The organism is Streptomyces sp. HUAS 31 (assembly GCF_028198125.1).
GTDB lineage: Bacteria > Actinomycetota > Actinomycetes > Streptomycetales > Streptomycetaceae > Streptomyces > Streptomyces chartreusis.
The window spans coordinates 7,330,392-7,346,997 of record NZ_CP116353.1 but is presented as its reverse complement, the minus strand read 5'-3'; the positions used below and the strand labels follow the sequence as shown (position 1 = coordinate 7,346,997).

General features: G+C 68.3%; 10 protein-coding genes. 2 read left to right on the top strand and 8 right to left on the bottom strand.

What is annotated here, in order from left to right:
• Positions 1 to 40 precede the first annotated feature (40 nt).
• From PGH47_RS32605 to ngcE, 5 genes are all read right to left on the bottom strand, one after another.
• Positions 41 to 1,141, bottom strand: coding sequence for a substrate-binding domain-containing protein (locus tag PGH47_RS32605; protein WP_271668200.1), 1,101 nt, complete (start codon positions 1,139 to 1,141; stop codon positions 41 to 43).
• A 133-nt stretch (positions 1,142 to 1,274) separates the two neighbouring features.
• Positions 1,275 to 2,474, bottom strand: coding sequence for an ROK family transcriptional regulator (locus tag PGH47_RS32600; RefSeq protein WP_271668199.1), 1,200 nt, complete (start codon positions 2,472 to 2,474; stop codon positions 1,275 to 1,277).
• Between the two features lie 217 nt (positions 2,475 to 2,691).
• Positions 2,692 to 3,615, bottom strand: coding sequence for a carbohydrate ABC transporter permease (locus PGH47_RS32595; RefSeq protein WP_107907631.1), 924 nt, complete (start codon positions 3,613 to 3,615; stop codon positions 2,692 to 2,694).
• Between the two features lie 3 nt (positions 3,616 to 3,618).
• Positions 3,619 to 4,545, bottom strand: a complete 927-nt coding sequence (locus PGH47_RS32590; protein ID WP_125524627.1) for a carbohydrate ABC transporter permease — start codon at positions 4,543 to 4,545, stop codon at positions 3,619 to 3,621.
• A 58-nt stretch (positions 4,546 to 4,603) separates the two neighbouring features.
• Positions 4,604 to 6,067, bottom strand: coding sequence for an N-acetylglucosamine/diacetylchitobiose ABC transporter substrate-binding protein (gene ngcE / locus PGH47_RS32585; RefSeq protein WP_271666349.1), 1,464 nt, complete (start codon positions 6,065 to 6,067; stop codon positions 4,604 to 4,606).
• Between the two features lie 353 nt (positions 6,068 to 6,420).
• Here ngcE and PGH47_RS32580 point away from each other — a divergent pair, with 353 nt between their 5' ends.
• Complete coding sequence (locus tag PGH47_RS32580; protein WP_271666348.1) at positions 6,421 to 10,221, top strand: GH92 family glycosyl hydrolase; 3,801 nt, start codon at positions 6,421 to 6,423, stop codon at positions 10,219 to 10,221.
• Between the two features lie 20 nt (positions 10,222 to 10,241).
• On the top strand, positions 10,242 to 12,227 hold the full coding sequence (locus tag PGH47_RS32575; protein ID WP_271666347.1) for an alpha-glucuronidase: 1,986 nt from the start codon (positions 10,242 to 10,244) through the stop codon (positions 12,225 to 12,227).
• On the opposite strand, the gene PGH47_RS32570 is transcribed toward PGH47_RS32575, so the two are convergent.
• From PGH47_RS32570 to PGH47_RS32560, 3 genes are read right to left on the bottom strand one after another with little or no spacing between them, the layout of a single operon-like run.
• A complete protein-coding gene (locus tag PGH47_RS32570; protein ID WP_271666346.1) occupies positions 12,221 to 14,239 on the bottom strand; it encodes a beta-galactosidase in 2,019 nt (672 codons plus the stop codon). The two genes, PGH47_RS32575 and PGH47_RS32570, sit on opposite strands and share 7 nt — an antisense overlap.
• The gene (locus tag PGH47_RS32565; RefSeq protein WP_271666345.1) at positions 14,236 to 14,919 is read right to left on the bottom strand and encodes a hypothetical protein; all 684 of its coding nucleotides are present in this window, start codon (positions 14,917 to 14,919) and stop codon (positions 14,236 to 14,238) included. The genes PGH47_RS32570 and PGH47_RS32565 overlap by 4 nt, the downstream gene beginning before the upstream one ends.
• Positions 14,920 to 14,950: 31 nt before the next feature.
• On the bottom strand, positions 14,951 to 16,606 hold the full coding sequence (locus PGH47_RS32560; protein WP_271666344.1) for an ABC transporter substrate-binding protein: 1,656 nt from the start codon (positions 16,604 to 16,606) through the stop codon (positions 14,951 to 14,953).

Sequence of the window (16,606 nt, the reverse complement as noted above, 5' to 3'; positions counted from 1 at the left end):
CCGCACTTGGAAAGGGACCTGGGGCTGCTGTACCGCTACGTCAGCCGGTGACGCCGGCCTTGTCGCAGGCGGCCTTGTACTTGCCGGTGCAGATCTCGTCCGCGGTGTAGACGCCGTCCTTGATGACGGTGTCGTTGATGTTGTCCTTCGTCAGCGAGGTGACGGGGACGAGGACCGCCGGGATGCCCTTCTCGCTGCCGCTGTCGACCTTGTCCTTGGCGATGGAGTCGAGCGACTTGCCCTGGGCGAGCGCGACAGCCATCTCGGCGGCGGCGGTGGCTTCGGGGGCGTACGGCTTGTAGACGCTCATGTACTGCTCGCCGGTGACGATGCGCTGCACGGCGGCCAGCTCGGCGTCCTGACCGGTGACCGGGACGTTGATGCCCGCGGCCTTGAGCGCGGTGATGATACCGCCGGCCATGCCGTCGTTGGCGGAGTACACGCCGGCGATGTTGTTCTTGCCGACCGCGGAGATCGCCGCTTCCATCTCGGAGTTGGCGTTCTCCGGCTTCCACTCCTTGGTGTCGTACTCCTTGGCGATGGTGACCTTGCCGTCGAGGGCGGAGTGCGCGCCCTCCTTGAACATGGCGGCGTTGGGGTCGGTCACCGAACCGTTGATCATGACGACCTTGGAGTCCTTGGTGGCCTTGTCACCCAGGGCCTTCAGCAGGGCCTCACCCTGGGTCTTGCCGACCGCCACGTTGTCGAAGGACGTGTAGGCGCTGATCGGGCCCTCGGCCAGGCGGTCGTAGGCGACGACCTTGATGCCGGCGTCCACGGCCTTCTGGACGGAGTTCTTGATCGCCTTGGCGTCGACGGCGTCCAGGATCAGGACGTCCACCTTGTTGGTGATCATGGTGTCGACCTGCTGCGCCTGCAGGTTGGCGTCCTGCTTGGCGTTGTTGTAGTCGATCGTGGCCTTGTCGTTCGTCAGCTCCTTGATCTTCTGCTCGATCAGGGGCCGGTCGAACTTCTCGTAGCGGGCCGTCTGGTTCTCCGGGAGCAGGAGACCGACCTTGATGTCGTCGCCCTTGGCCGCGGAGGCGGTGGAGTCGCTGCCGCCCGATTCCTCGGCGCTGCCGCAGGCAGCCAGCGAGACAGCCATCGCACCAGCGGCAATGGCAACGGCGGCACGACGCATGCGCGTGTTCACTTCAGAAACCTCCCTGACGAGGCCGCGTCCTTGCGGCCGAGGTGGCTGGAAGTCAACTCGGCCACGCGTGCGACGTCAAGAAGTAAATCCTTAACGGGTTGGCAACGGTGCCATCCGTTCTCTAAGTGAAGGCAGGGGCGGCGGCGTGCAGCGTGCCATCCAAAAGGGTCGAATCACCCATCTCACTGAGTGCGAGCGCGAGTGCGCCGAGCACCTCGGCACGGCCGCCAAGTGCCCCGGGAAGAACGGACAGTTGGCGCGCCGCGCTGGGGATCGCGTAGCGGCCGACAGACTCCCGGATGGGCCCGAGGACCAGCTCACCGGCCTCGGCGAGATCACCGCCGAGGACCACCCGGCTCGGGTTCAGGAGGTTGCAGAGATTGGCGACTCCACTGCCGATGTGACGGCCGACGTCGGCGATCACACGACGGCAGCCCGGGTCTCCGTCCCTGGCCAGCCGTACGACGCCCTCCATGGTCAGATCGGTGCCGTGGCTGGACTGGAGCAGCGGGAGCACGTACCGCGCGGCCGCGAAGGTCTCCAGGCAGCCCCGGTTTCCGCAGCGGCAGACCGGGCCGGATTCATCCAGAGTAATATGCCCGATTTCTCCCGCAGTGCCACCCGGGCCGCGGTAGATCTTGCCGCTGATCACCAGACCGGCGCCGACACCGCTGGCGACCTTGATGTACGCGAGGTCGCGCACGCCCCGCCCGCTGCCCCAGACCAGCTCTCCGAGGGCGCCCAGGTTGGCGTCGTTGTCGACGTGCACGGGCACCCCGAGGCGGTCGCGCAGCTCCTCGGCGGGCTTGGTGCCGGTCCAGCCCGGCAGGATGGCGGTGGAGCCCAGCGTGCCGGACTCCACGTCGATCGGGCCGGGCACGCCCAGACCCACCCCGGCGATCTTGGAACGGTCGACGCCGGTCGCCGCGATCAGCCGGTTGACCAGCTGTTCGGCGCGGTCGAAGCCCTGCGTCGAGGAGGCGTCCACGTCCAGCGGCTCGGACTCCTCCGCCAGCACCTGATGGGCGAGGTTCCCGACCGCGACGCGCAGATGCGTATGGCCGAAGTCGACCCCTATGACGATGCCGGCGTCCCCGCTCAGCGAGACGCTGCGAGCCCGCCGCCCACCCGCCGAGGTGGGTGTGACCTCGACCGTTCCGCCGTCTTTGAGCTCACGGACGATATTGGAGACGGTGGCCGCGGACAGACCGGTGGTCCTCGCGATCTCCGCCTGGGTGAGAGATCCGGCCAGCCGTACGGCCCGCACGACCCGCTCCAGATTGGCTCGGTGCAGCGACGACTGCGACCCCGGAGTCTCCACGACGACCTCCTGCGCGCGGGACCGCATCGATGAGGCCCCGTTCGTGTCCAACTAGTGAACTCTAAGCTGAGCCGTTCGGGTTGCCTCCCGTCAAGAGGTTGAACCGGATCCGGGTACGTGCACACACCTGTGCACGCCGCTCCCAGGGAGGGGAACGGCGTGCACGCGAGCGGTTTCGGAGCGCTACGTTCGACTTACGTCACATCGCGGCCCCGGACTACTTCAGAGCTCCCGCCGTCAGCCCCGCCACCACCTGGCGCTGGAAGATGATGTAGGCCGCGAGCACCGGCAGCATCGCCATCACCAGACCGGCGAAGAGACCGGACCAGTCGCCCTTGTAGCCCTGGCTGACGGCCAGCTGCACCAGGCCCTGGGTGAGGACCCGCTTGTCGGGATCGGTGTTGAGGACCGTGGGCAGCATGTACTGGTTCCACTGGCCCAGGAAGTTGAAGATGCCCACGCTGATCAGACCCGGCTTGGCCATCGGGAGCATGATCTGGAAGAACGTACGGCTGTGCGAGGCACCGTCGACGAAGGCCGCCTCCGCCACCGATGTCGGCAGCGTTCGGAAGAACGCCGTGAGGAAGAACACGGTGAACGGCAGCGAGTACGCGATGTAGACCAGGATCAGCCCGTGGATCGTGTTCAGCAGCCCCATGTTGTTCACGACGTAGAAGAGCGGGACCAGCGCGAGCATGATCGGGAAGCTCATACCGCCGATGAACAGGAAGTAGATGAAGCGGTTGCCCGGGAAGTCGAACCGGGCGAGCACGTAGGCCGCCATCGAACCCAGCACCAGGGTGCCGATCAGCGAACCTCCCACCACCAGGATGGTGTTGAGGAAGTAGTCGCTCATGTTGGCCTGGGTCCATGCCCGCGACCAGTTCGAGAAGTGCAGTTTGTCCGGCAGTGACCAGGGCGAGCTGAAGATCGAGGCGTCGTCCTTGAAGGACGTCATCACCGCCCAGAGCAGCGGCATGGCGACCATGAACGCCCAGATGACGAGCACGCCGTGGGAGAAGACGTTGAGGACGGTGCCCTCTTTCCTCTCCTTGGCGGGCGCCTTCGCCGGCACCCCGGTCTTGGTGATGGGCATCCCGGACTCGGCCGGTACGGGAGCGGTGGTCTCGGTCGTCTTCATCTGTCAGAACTCCAGCCGCTCGCGACGCCCCAGCCGCATGACGACCGCGGCGAAGGCCAGCGTGACGACGAGCAGGGCCACACCGATCGTGGTGGCGTAGGCGGCCTGCCCGTCACGGAACGCTTTCTGGTACACGTACAGGACCATGACCGTGGTCGAGTAGTCGGGGCCACCGGGTCCGGTCGTCATGATGTGTACGACCGCGAACGACTCGGCGCCGAGGGCGAGGATGCCCATGTAGACCCAGCCGGACTGCACGGTGTCCCACAGCAGCGGCAGGGTGATCCGGAAGAACGTACTGGCGCGGCCGGCCCCGTCGAGCAGCGCGGCCTCGTACAGATCCGCCGGGATGGAGGCCATGCCCGCGGAGAACAGGACCACGAAGAAGCCGACCGTGGACCAGACGATCACTCCCATCACGGCCCACAGCGCGAGATTCGGGTCGCCCAGCCAGAGCGGCTGGACGCTGTCGAGTCCGATGCCGCGCAGGATCGAGTTGATCGCTCCGCTGTCCGGGTTGTACGCGAAGGCGAACAGCAGCGCGACGATCGCGATCGAGAGCACCTGCGGGAAGAAATAGACGATCTTGTAGAACGAGGACCCGCGGACACCGGTGATGGCCGGGCCGCCCTTTCTGCGCCGGCCGCCCACATTGATCATGAAGGCGAGGAACAGCGCGAAACTGAGTGTCACCAGCGGCAGCAACAACGCGAACAGCAGGCTGTGCTGCAACGACTTCCAGAAGATGTCGTCGTCGAGCATCCTCTCGTAGTTGTCGAAGCCGACCATCTTGAATTCGGGGCTCAGCCCGGTCCAGTCCGTGAACGAGTAGTAGATGGACTGGATGAACGGCCAGACGACGAAGAGCGCGTACAGCCCCAGGGGCACCGCGAGGAACCCCACGATGAACTTGTACTTGCCGTGCTGCATTGCTATCGACCCCGATCTGCGCGCGGGTGCAGCCGCTGGTGACAGGTCCTCACGGGACCTACTGGTGCTTGTAGTGCTTGATCGACGTGTCCTTGGCCGCCTCGTCGGCGAAGCCCTGGATCTTCTTGATGGCCTCGGCCGGGGTGAGGCGTCCGGCCATCATCTCGCCGAGACCGGAGACACCGATCTTCTCCTTCTGGAGCTGCACGTACCAGTCCTGGAGACGCGGGTTCACCACGTTCTGGCCGGCCTTGTCCAGCGCCGCGACGCCGGACTTCAGACCGGGGGTGAGCGTGATGCCGTCGGTGCCGCCGTTGTAGGCGGTGAGCGACTTGACCTTGCCGGTGAAGTTCTTGGAGCTGGCCTCGCTCAGCATGATGCGCAGCTGCTCCATGCCGCCCGCGGTGTTCTTCGCCTTGGCCGGGACGATGAAGGGCTCACCGCCGGACGCCCAGATCGTGCCGAAGGGCATCTTGTCGGAGGAGTCGATGCCGGTCGGGGCGGAGACGGCGAGGTCGAAGTCCTTCGGGATGACGTTCGCCGACTCGTTCTCCACCCAGGAGCCGTTCGGGATGAACAGCGCCTTGCCCTGGGCCCACGCGGTCTGCGACTGGATGTGGTCCAGGCCGGGGGTGCCCTTGAGGACGTAGCCCTTCTTGTAGAGCTCGTAGTAGGCCTCGAAGCAGGCCTTGACCGCCGGGTGCTTCCAGGCGTTCGGCTCCAGGTTGTCGATGGCGTCGAGGACCTCGACACCGCCGACCTTGCCGATCATCGGGTAGAGCGAGAAGGGGAGGTAGTACGGGTACTTGCCCGCGTACGTCCAGCCCGCCATGCCCTTCTTCTTGGCCTTCTCGCAGACCGCGAGCATCTGGTCCCAGGTCTCCGGGTACTGCTCGTCGAGCGAGTCCAGGGCCTTCTGCGAGTACCAGACGCCGTACACCGTGTAGGCGTAGTAGAGGATCCAGACCTTCTCGCCGTCGAACTGGCCCATCTCGACGATGCCGGGGCGCAGCGTGTCGCGGACCTTCTTGCTCGGGTCGTCGTACGACGGGGCGTCCAGCAGGGGCGTGAGGTCGGCGAGCTGGTCCTTGCCGACCAGGACGCCCATGTCCATCTGCTCGGCGCCGGAGTTGTCGATGAGGTCCGGCGGGGTGCCCTGGTTGAAACGGGGCTGCAGGGTGGACTGGATCTTCTGGGTGGCGGCGAACTTGACCGTCACCTTCGGGAAGTTCTTCTCGTAGATCTTGACGGCGTCCTCGGCGTACTCCTTGCCGAAGCCGCCGTCGAACAGCACGAACTCCATCTGCGCCGTGTCATTGACGGCGAGCGGGTTCTTCGCGGTCTTCTTGCCTTCTTTGGCCTTGTCCCCGTTGCCCCCTCCCCCGCCGCTGGCACAGGCGGAAAGAAAGCTCATCGTGGGTACGGAGATCAGGCCGAGCGCGGCGGACCGCTTGATCAGATCGCGACGTCCGACGCGTGCGGAGCCGTTGTACTCGTGGTTCTGGGCGGAAGTGGATCCCATGCTCAAGTCCTCGCCTTCTCCAGGACTCAGGCGGTGAACCGGATCACCGCCGGCACCGCTATCGGGTCAAGCTGGGGTCGTGCAGGAAGTACGGAATCGTGCGAAGTGCCGACAGGTATAGTCCACTTCCCGCCAGCGGAGCAAGATCGAATGCAAGGTTCGCCGGTGGTCTTTTCCGAGTTGAGACCTCACGGAAATATGAGGGGCCTGTGCGCCGCTTGCCCGAAAAATCCGCGACATAAGCCCCGAATGCCACAGCCAACACCCTTGACAATACTTGGCACTTGAGCCACAACTGATCCTTGCGCAGCGAATTGACAACGTTGTCCCGTGCGCAGGGAGGGTACCGGCTTATGCAGCAGAGAGCTCGGCACAGATGGGGTACGGCGGTCGTGTCGGCGACCGCCTTTTGTTTGGCCGTGGGCTCGCAGGGCGCGGCGGTCGCCCTGCCCCAAGCGCCCGCCGCGGCGGACCGGGAGTTCGCGTCGTCCTTCGAGGCGGACGACCCGGCACCCGACTGGCTCAACACCGTCGACACCACCGCGGACGGCGGCAAGCGCGCCTCCGGTGTGGACGGCGGCTACAGCAGCGGCATCCCGGGCAATGTGACCGACCATGTCACGGACGTACGGGCGAACGGGGAGAACTCCGGCGGCGGTGAGGTGAAGGAGAACCTCGTCGACGGGGAGCCCAGCAGCAAGTGGCTGGTTTTCGAGACCACCGGGTGGGTCGAGTTCGACCTGGACAAGCCGGTGAAGATCGCCAAGTACGCCCTCACCTCGGCCAATGACTACGCGGAGCGCGACCCGCGGGACTGGACCCTGAAGGGCTCCTCCGACGGCAAGGACTGGAAGACCGTCGACACCCGCTCGGGTGAGACGTTCTCCGAACGGTTCCAGACAAAGACGTACGATCTCGCGGAATCGGCCGAATACCAGCACTTCCGGCTGGAGGTCACCAGGAACAACGGTGCCTCCGGCATCCTCCAGCTCGCCGACGTCCAGTTCTCCACGGGCGGCAGCGACACACCGATACCGCAGGACATGCTGTCCCTGGTCGACCGGGGCCCGAGCGGCTCGCCGACCGCGAAGGCGGGCGCCGGCTTCACCGGCAAGCGGGCGCTCAAGTACGCCGGCCGGCACACCGCGGACGGTCGGGCGTACTCGTACAACAAGGTCTACGACGTGAACGTCGCCGTCGGCCGCGACACCCGGCTGTCCTACCGCGTCTTCCCGTCGATGGCGGACGGCGACCTCGACTACGACGCCACGAACGTCTCCGTCGACCTCGCCTTCACCGACGGCACCCATCTGAGCGACCTCGGCGCCACCGACCAGCACGGCTTCCCGCTGACGCCGCGCGGGCAGGGCGCCGCCAAGGTGCTCTACGTCAATCAGTGGAACAACGTCGCCTCGCGGATCGGGACGGTCGCGGCGGGCAAGACCGTCGACCGGATACTCGTGGCCTACGACTCCCCCAAGGGCCCGGCGAAGTTCCGGGGCTGGCTGGACGACATCGCGCTGAAGCAGGTGGCTCCCGAGAAGCCCAAGGCGCATCTGTCCGACTATGCGCTCACCACCCGCGGGACCCTCTCCAGCGGCGGTTTCTCGCGCGGCAACAACTTCCCGGCGACGGCCGTGCCGCACGGCTTCAACTTCTGGACGCCGGTGACGAACGCGGGCTCGCTGAGCTGGCTGTACGACTACGCCCGCTCGAACAACGCCGACAACCTGCCGACGATCCAGGCGTTCAGCGCCAGCCATGAGCCCAGCCCCTGGATGGGTGACCGGCAGACCTTCCAGGTGATGCCGTCGGCCGCCGCCGGCACCCCGGACACCGGGCGTGAGGCGCGCGAGCTGGCCTTCCGGCACGAGAACGAGACCGCGCGGCCCTACTACTACGGCGTGCGGTTCGAGAACGGGCTGAAGGCCGAGATGGCGCCCACCGACCACGCGGCGGTGCTGCGCTTCACCTACCCGGGTGACGACGCGAGCGTCCTCTTCGACAACGTGACGGACCAGGCGGGCCTGACCCTCGACAAGGAGAACGGGGTCGTCACCGGCTACTCGGACGTGAAGTCCGGGCTGTCGACCGGCGCGACCCGGCTGTTCGTGTACGGCACCTTCGACAAGCCGGTGACCGAGGGTTCCTCCAGTGGGGTGAAGGGCCATCTGCGCTTCGACGCCGGGGACGACCGGACCGTCACGCTGCGTCTCGCCACCTCGCTGATCAGCATCGACCAGGCGAAGGACAACCTGCGCCAGGAGGTCGACGGCGCCTCCTTCGAGACGGTGAAGTCGCGCGCCCAGCGCCAGTGGGACAAGCTCCTCGGCAAGGTCGAGGTCGAGGGCGCGACGCAGGACCAGCTGACCACGCTGTACTCCAGCCTGTACCGGCTGTACCTGTACCCCAACTCCGGCTTCGAGAAGGTCGGTTCGAAGTACCAGTACGCGTCGCCGTTCTCGCCGATGCCGAATCCGGACACCCCGACGCACACCGGCGCGAAGATCGTCGACGGCAAGGTGTACGTCAACAACGGCTTCTGGGACACCTACCGGACGACGTGGCCCGCGTACTCGCTGCTCACACCGAGCCAGGCGGGTGAGATGGTCGACGGCTTCGTGCAGCAGTACAAGGACGGCGGCTGGACCTCCCGCTGGTCCTCTCCCGGCTACGCGGACCTGATGACCGGAACGTCCTCGGACGTCGCCTTCGCGGACGCCTACGTCAAGGGCGTCGACTTCGACGCGAAGTCGGCGTACGACGCGGCCGTGAAGAACGCGACCGTGGTGCCCCCGTCGTCCGGTGTGGGCCGCAAGGGCATGTCGACCTCGCCCTTCCTCGGCTACACCAGCGCCGAGACGCACGAGGGCCTGTCGTGGGCGCTGGAGGGCTACCTCAACGACTACGGCATCGCGAAGATGGGCCAGGCCCTGTACAAGAAGACCGGTGAGAAGCGGTACAAGGAGGAGTCGGCATACTTCCTCAACCGCGCGCAGGACTACGTCAACCTCTTCGACTCCAAGGCCGGCTTCTTCCAGGGCCGCGACGAGAAGGGCGACTGGCGCGTCGAGTCCTCGAAGTACGACCCGCGCGTGTGGGGCTACGACTACACCGAGACCAACGGCTGGGGCTACGCCTTCACCGCCCCGCAGGACAGCCGGGGGCTCGCGAACCTCTACGGCGGCCGCAGCGGCCTCGCGGACAAGCTCGACGAGTACTTCGACACCCCGGAGACCGCCTCGCCCGACTTCGTCGGCTCCTACGGCGGTGTCATCCACGAGATGACGGAGGCGCGGGACGTCCGGATGGGCATGTACGGCCACTCCAACCAGGTCGCCCACCACGCGAACTACATGTACAACGCGGCGGGGCAGCCCTGGAAGACCCAGAAGAACGTCCGTGAGGTGCTGTCGCGGCTGTACGTCGGCAGCGAGATCGGACAGGGCTACCACGGCGACGAGGACAACGGCGAGCAGTCGGCCTGGTACCTGTTCTCCGCGCTGGGCTTCTACCCGCTGGTGATGGGCAGCGGCGAGTACGCCATCGGCTCGCCCCTGTTCACCAAGGCGACCGTCCATCTGGAGAACGGCCGGGAGCTGGTCGTCAAGGCGCCGAAGAACAGCGCCCGCAATGTGTACGTCCAGGGCGTGAAGCTCAACGGCGTGCCGTGGAAGTCGACCGCGCTCCCCCACTCGATGCTCGCGAAGGGCGGCGTGCTGGAGTTCGACATGGGCTCGCGGCCCTCCACCTGGGGCACCGGAAAGAACGCGGCGCCCGTGTCGATCGCCCAGGACGACAAGGTGCCGACGCCCCGGGCGGACGCGCTGAAGGGCGACGGGGCGCTGTTCGACAACACCTCGGCGACCCAGGCGAACGCCACCTCGGTGGACCTGCCGGTCTCCGGGGGCACCAAGGCCGTGCAGTACACCCTGACGTCCCCGTCGGACCGTACGAAGGCGCCGACCGGCTGGAAGCTCCAGGCGTCGAAGGACGGCACCACATGGCGGACGCTCGACGAGCGCTCCGGTCAGTCCTTCGCCTGGGACCGGCAGACACGGGCGTTCTCCGTGAGGTCACCGGGTACGTACGAGAAGTACCGCCTGGTCCTCGACGGTGAGGCGACTCTGGCGGAGGTCGAACTACTCGGCTGAACAACGGAGTTGGGAGTCCCATGCCGCTTCCCGTGCCCGTCCTCCCCGAGGGCGTCGACCCGGCCTGGCTGTCGCCGGACGCCTTCCGGGCTCTCGGGTCCCGGCGGACGCTGATCCTCGGATCGGGTCCGCGGGCGGAGACGGTGCACGGGGAAGTGGCGGAAGCCGTCGCCCGGTTCGGTGGTCGCGTCGTACGCGACCCCGGGCCGGGCGACGGCGTTTCGTACGACCTGGTGCTGCGGCTGTCCGGGGCCGGGGAGGACGACGGGTCCGAGGAGTTCGTGTGCGGGCGTGAGGACGGCACGACGACCACCGTCACGGCCTCGGGTCGGCGCGGGCTGCTGTACGGGCTGTTCCACGTCCTGCGGCTCGGCGAGGAGGCGTTCCGGGGCGAGTGGCCCCGGCAGGCGCACCGGCCGGCGGTGGCCCTGCGGATGCTCGACCACTGGGACAACGTGGCGGTGCACCCGGTGATGGGCCAGGTGGAGCGGGGCTACGCCGGCGGGTCGCTGTTCTGGGCGGACGGCCGGGCCCGCGGGGAGCTGCTGGGCCGGGTGCGGGCGTACGGACGGCTGCTGGCGGCGTGCGGGATCAACGCGCTGTCGGTCAACAACGTCAACGTCCACGAGACCGAGGCGCGGCTGCTCACCGACCGCGTCGGCGAGGTCGCCGGGATCGCGGCGGCGTTGCGCCCGTACGGCGTCCGGACCCATCTGTCGGTGACGTTCGCCGCGCCGATGGTGCTCGGCGGGCTGCCCACGGCCGATCCGCTGGACGAGGGCGTGCGCGACTGGTGGGCGCGGACGACCGCGCGGGTGTACGAGGCGATCCCCGACTTCGGCGGGTACGTCGTGAAGGCGGACTCCGAGGGGCAGCCGGGACCGTTCGCGTACGGGCGCAGTCACGCGGACGGCGCGAACCTGCTGGCCGCCGCCCTGGAGCCGTTCGGCGGCACGGTGCACTGGCGGGCGTTCGTCTACGACCACCGGCAGGACTGGCGGGACCGTACGACGGACCGGGCGCGGGCCGCGTACGACCACTTCGTGCCAATGGACGGGCAGTTCGCGCCGAACGCGGTCCACCAGGTCAAGCACGGTCCGATGGACTTCCAGGTGCGCGAGCCGGTGTCCCCGCTGATCGGCGCGATGCCGCGCACCAGGCTCGCGGTCGAGGTGCAGGCAACGCAGGAGTACACCGGGCAGCAGCGGCACGTGTGCTGGCTCGGGCCGATGTGGAGCGAGGTGCTGCGGTTCCGGCCCGACGGGGTGCCCGTCGCGGAGCTGGCCGACACGATGGTCGCCGTGTCCAACGTCGGTGACGACCCGTTCTGGACCGGGCATCCGCTGGCCCAGGCGAACCTGTACACCTTCGGGCGGCTGGCCTGGCAGCCGGACGCCGATCCTGGCCGGATCCTCGACGAGTGGATCGGTCTCACCTTCGGGGACGGACCGGCGGCGGGGCTGCACGCGGTGCTCGACGGTTCGTGGCGGACGTACGAGAAGTACACGGCGCCGCTCGGCGTCGGCTGGATGGTGCAGCCCGGCCATCACTACGGGCCGAGCGTGGACGGCTACGAGTACAGCCCCTGGGGCACCTACCACTTCGCCGACCGCGACGGCATCGGCGTCGACCGCACCGTGGCGACCGGCACCGGGTACGCGGGGCAGTACGCGAAGCCGTGGGCCGAGGTGTACGAGTCGCTGTCCTCCTGCCCCGACGAGCTGCTGCTGTTCTTCCACCATGTGTCGTACGACCATGTGCTGCGCAGCGGGAAGACGGTGATCCAGCACATGTACGACACGCACTTCGAGGGCGTGGAGGAGGTGGAGCGGGCCCGCGAGGTGTGGGCGTCGCTGGCTGGGCTCATCGACCCGGTGCGCCATGCGCGGGTGGCGGAGCGGTACGAGGAGCAGCTCCGCAGTGCCCGCGAGTGGCGCGACCAGATCAACAGCTACTTCTTGCGCAAGTCGGGTGTGGCCGACGCACATGGGCGCCGCATCTACTGAATGCGCAGGACGAGTGTGCCCAGCGGATCGAGGGTGAGCTGCTCGCCCTTCTCGACCCGCTTGCCGGTGAGGAGGTCGGTGCCGGTGGCGTGGGCGGTGAAGCGGGCCGGTTCGGGGGCGTGGTTGAGGAGGAAGAGCAAGCGGGTGCCGTCGGGGGCCACACGGGTCGCGGTCTCGACGGTCGGCCGGTCGGCGCAGGGGCCGAGGAGGTCGTGGCGGGCGAGGATCCGGCGGACGATCCGGTCGACGCCGGGCCGGTCGAGGGCCGTAGCCACGTACCAGCCCTCCCCCTTGCCGTAGGCGTGCCGGGTCACGGCCGGGGTGCCCGCGTAGAAGTCGGTGCCGTAGGAGCCGACCGGCTCGGCGCCGCGCGGCTGCACGATCTCGAAGACGAGCCGCGCCTCCGCCTCGAAGTCCCCCATGCTCACGGGCTGCACGAACTCGCCGGGCCGGGAGTCCCATTCGTCGACACGCACGCCCATGAGCGGCGCCAGCGGGCCCGGGACGTCGGCGAGGAAGGCCCGGTCGTGTTCGTCGACGCGGCCAGAGAGGAAGGTGGCGAGCACGGTGCCGCCACGCTCCGCCACGGCCTCCAGGCGGGCCGCGATATCGCCCTTGACCATGTACAGCGCGGGGGCGAGCACCACGTCGTACGCGGTGAGGTCCGCGGTGACCGGGACGACGTCCACGTCGGCGCCGGCCTCGCGGGCGGCCCGGTAGTAGGAGTGCACCACCTCCTGGTACCTGACGAGCCGGGAGGGGCCGTCGGAGATCTCCAGGGCCCACCAACTGTCCCAGTCGAAGAGGAGGGCGGTGCGGGCCGGGGTGCGGGCGCCGAGGGTGGCGTCACCGAGCGCCTCCAACTCCGCGCCCAAGGCGGAAACTTCGCGGAACACGCGGGTGTCGTCGCGGCCCGCGTGGCCGATGACGGCGCCGTGGTACTTCTCGCAGGCGCCGCGTGAGGCTCGCATCTGGAAGTAGAGGGCGGCGTCGGCTCCGTGGGCGATGGCCTGGAAGGTGGCGAGGCGGAGTTCGCCGGGGCGGCGCAGCGGGTTGACGTCCCGGCAGGCCGTCGTGGACGGCGTCTGCTCCATCAGCCAGAAGGGGGCGCCGCCCTTCAGGCCGCGCATCAGGTCGTGGGCGAGGGCGGGCCAGGTCGGTGGGGCGTCCAGGGGCGGATAGCTGTCCCAGGAGGCGAAGTCGAGGTGGGGCGCCCAGCGGTGGTAGTCGAGGGGGCGGAACATGCCCATGAAGTTGGTGGTGACGGGCGTGTCCGGGTCATGGGCGCGGATCGCCTCCTTCTCGGCGAGGAAGCAGCCGAGCAGGGCGTCGGTGGTGAACCGGAAGTAATCGAGGGTGATGCCCTGGAAGGCGGTGTGGTCGGGGCCGCGCCAGTGCTCGGTGAGGGCGTTCGGCGGCTCGATCTCGGCGAAGTCGGTGTAGCGGTGCGACCAGAAGGCCGTCCACCACGCGTCGTTGAGGGCGTCGAGGGTGGAGTACCGGTCCCGCAGCCAGTGGCGGAACGCCTCGGCGCACAGGTCGCAGTAGCAGGTGCCGCCGTACTCGTTGTTGATGTGCCAGGCGAGCAGCGCGGGGTGGTGCGCGTAGCGTTCGGCGAGGCGGGCGGCCAGTGCCGTGGCGTGCTCGCGGTAGGCCGGTGAGCTGGGGCAGAAGTTGTGGCGCTGGCCGTAGCGGTGCCGGCGGCCCTCGAAGTCGGTGCGGTTGACGTCGGGGTGCCGTCTGGCGAGCCAGGGCGGGAGGGCCGCGGTGCCGGTGGCCAGGCAGACCCGGCGGTTCTCGGCGGCGGCGCGGTCGAGGATGCCGTCGAGGAACGTGAAGTCGTAGGTGTCCGGGGCGGGTTGGGTCAGGGACCAGGAGAAGACGCCGACGGTGAGGGTGTCGATGCGGGCCCGGGTGAACAGGCGGTGGTCGTCGTCCTGGACGGGCTGCGGCCACTGCTCGGGGTTGTAGTCGCCGCCGTACGGGATCTTCGGGGTGCGCGGCGCCGTCATGCGGTGAACTCCTCCTGGGTCTCGGCGATCACCGGGCGGCCGCTGTGCAGCAGGGAGAGCAGCAGCGGGGCGGCCAGCAGGGCGGGCAGGGCCTCGGTCAGCAGGGCGGTCGACGCGGCCACCAGTACGAGCAGGGAGGCGGCGCCGAGGGTGGCGCGGGCGTGCCGGAGGAGGAAGTACCCGGCGAGGCGGGCGGTGTCGCGGGCCCGGAACGTGAACAGGGAGGTCAGCAGCAGCGCGTGCGCACCCCACAGCAGGGAGCAGGCACCGATCGCGGCGAGCAGCAGCGCCCACCAGCCGGGCAGCCCGGTGGCGGAGAAGTGGGTGAGGGTGAAGGCGATGACCGTCAGCCAGGTCAGCAGGGGCGTCCAAAGCTTCAGTGCGGGCCAGGCGTTGAGCCGCCAGCCGCGGGCGTAGGCGCGGGCCGGGTGGAGGTCGGTGAGGTCGCCGGTGCGGTGGTGCAGGGCGTACAGGGCGGCGGACAGGGCCGGGCCGAGCGGGAGGAGGCATACGGCGGCCAGCGGGAGGTTGGCCGGGTCGGCGCCGAGGAGGAGCAGCGCGGCGAGACCGGGCGAGGCGGCCAGGAGCAGCAGGGCCTCGACGGTGACCAGGGTGTGGATCAGGGCTGCGGCACGGGAGAGGACTCCGGTGCCGAAGCCGGCCGTGCCCACGCCGCTCATGACACCCTCCTGCCGTGGCCCGGGGCGCCGCTCATCCGTTCTCCTGCTCGAAGCGCTCGTACGCCTTGTTGTGCAGGTCGACGAGCCGGTCCATGTTCTTGGCCTTCAGCTCGGCGACGTAGGCGTCCCACTCGGACATCGGGCGCTTGCCGAGGACGAACTTGAGGGTGTTCTGGATGGTGTGGTCCTTGAGCGGGGTGTCCCAGAGCGTGGCCTGTTCCTGCTCGACGGAGCGCAGCGGGTGGGCGGGGTCGACGGGCAGTTGCTCGCGCTGGGACATGGCGTCCTGGAACTTCTTCTCGTCCGGGCTGAAGGAGGAGGAGACCAGGGGCCAGCTGCCGCCGTAGGTGAAGACGCCGTTGAAGAAGCCGTAGTCCTTCTGGAGGTCCTTCGGGGCGTCGGGGTCGGAGCCCATCAGGGAGATGCCGGGCTTGAGTTCGTAGGTGTCGCCGGACTCGGTGTAGGTGACGCCGGGGACGCCCCACTTGCAGAGTCTCTGGCCCTCGTCGGAGTACCAGAGCCAGTCCACGAACTGCATCATCGCGACGAAGGTGTCGCTCTTGAGGGCCTTGCTGGAGATCATCATGCCGTTCTCCAGCCGGAGGCCGCCGAGGACGACGGGTCCCGCCGGGCCGAGCGGCACCGGCACCATCTCGATCTCGGCGCCCTTGACCTGCTTGTGGAGGTTGTAGCGGTAGTTCTGCACCAGCTCCTGCGGGTTGGCGCTGATGACGTAGGACTTCTCGGCGAGCAGCTTCTGCACCGCCTGCTCGTCCTGCTGGGTGAAGCTCTCCGGGTCGAGCAGCTTCTCGGCGACGAGCTTTCCGAGGTACTCGATCATCCGGCGGTAGCCGTCCAGGGCGCCGGTGAAGACGAACTTCCGCGCCCCGGTGTCGAAGCTGATGTTGTCGTACGACCAGCCCGCCTTCACGCCGTGCGCCTGGCCGAGGTAGCTGAACAGGGCACCGCACGGGAAGGGCGTGTTGGTGCTCCAGCGGTCGGTCCAGGGGTACTTGTCGGGGTACTCGCCCTTCAGGGCCGTCAGGACGTCGTACACCTCGTCCCAGGTGATCGGCAGGGCCAGGCCGTGCTTTTCGAGGACGTCGGTGCGCAGGGCGAGCGAGTAGCCGGACTTGACCTTCTCGTGCAGGCCGGGCAGCAGGTAGTACTTGCCGTCGGACTGGCGGACGGAGTCGAGCTCGGGCTCCAGCCTCCACCGCTTGACCTTGTCCCGGTAGTTCGGCATCAGGTGGACGTAGTCGCTGACGGGGAGGATCGCGCCGGAGGACACGAAGGCGACCTCGGAGGGGTGGTACGTCTTGGGGATCAGGAAGGGGGCGTCTCCGGCGCCGATGAGGACGCTGCGCTTCTTCTCGTAGTCGGCCAGGGGTACGTCCACGGGCTCCAGGGTGATCCCGGTGCGTTCGGTGACCTCCTTCCAGAACAGCCAGTCGCCCTTCGTCGGGTAGACCGGGTTGTTGTTGTGCAGCATGGAGAAGGACAGCGGCTTGGCGGCCTTGAACTGCTGCCCGGCGCGGTACTCCTTCATGGCGCCGTTCTGCTTCTTCGAGAGGTCCTTGGAGTCCCCTCCGTCGTCGCCGCTGCCGCAGGAGGTGAGGGTCGCCAGGCCGATGAAGCCGGCGGCGGCGAGCAGCTGACGTCGTGACAGGTGTTCTGCGTTGTTCAC

Bases quoted from the DNA above. Each gene is read 5' to 3' on its own strand.
- PGH47_RS32580 (WP_271666348.1), top strand. From the start codon at position 6,421: ATGCAGCAGAGAGCTCGGCACAGATGGGGTACGGCGGTCGTGTCGGCG.
- ngcE (WP_271666349.1), bottom strand. From the start codon at position 6,067: ATGGGATCCACTTCCGCCCAGAACCACGAGTACAACGGCTCCGCACGC.
- PGH47_RS32575 (WP_271666347.1), top strand. From the start codon at position 10,242: ATGCCGCTTCCCGTGCCCGTCCTCCCCGAGGGCGTCGACCCGGCCTGG.
- PGH47_RS32570 (WP_271666346.1), bottom strand. From the start codon at position 14,239: ATGACGGCGCCGCGCACCCCGAAGATCCCGTACGGCGGCGACTACAAC.
- PGH47_RS32605 (WP_271668200.1), bottom strand. From the start codon at position 1,141: ATGCGTCGTGCCGCCGTTGCCATTGCCGCTGGTGCGATGGCTGTCTCG.
- PGH47_RS32590 (WP_125524627.1), bottom strand. From the start codon at position 4,545: ATGCAGCACGGCAAGTACAAGTTCATCGTGGGGTTCCTCGCGGTGCCC.
- PGH47_RS32565 (WP_271666345.1), bottom strand. From the start codon at position 14,919: ATGAGCGGCGTGGGCACGGCCGGCTTCGGCACCGGAGTCCTCTCCCGT.
- PGH47_RS32595 (WP_107907631.1), bottom strand. From the start codon at position 3,615: ATGAAGACGACCGAGACCACCGCTCCCGTACCGGCCGAGTCCGGGATG.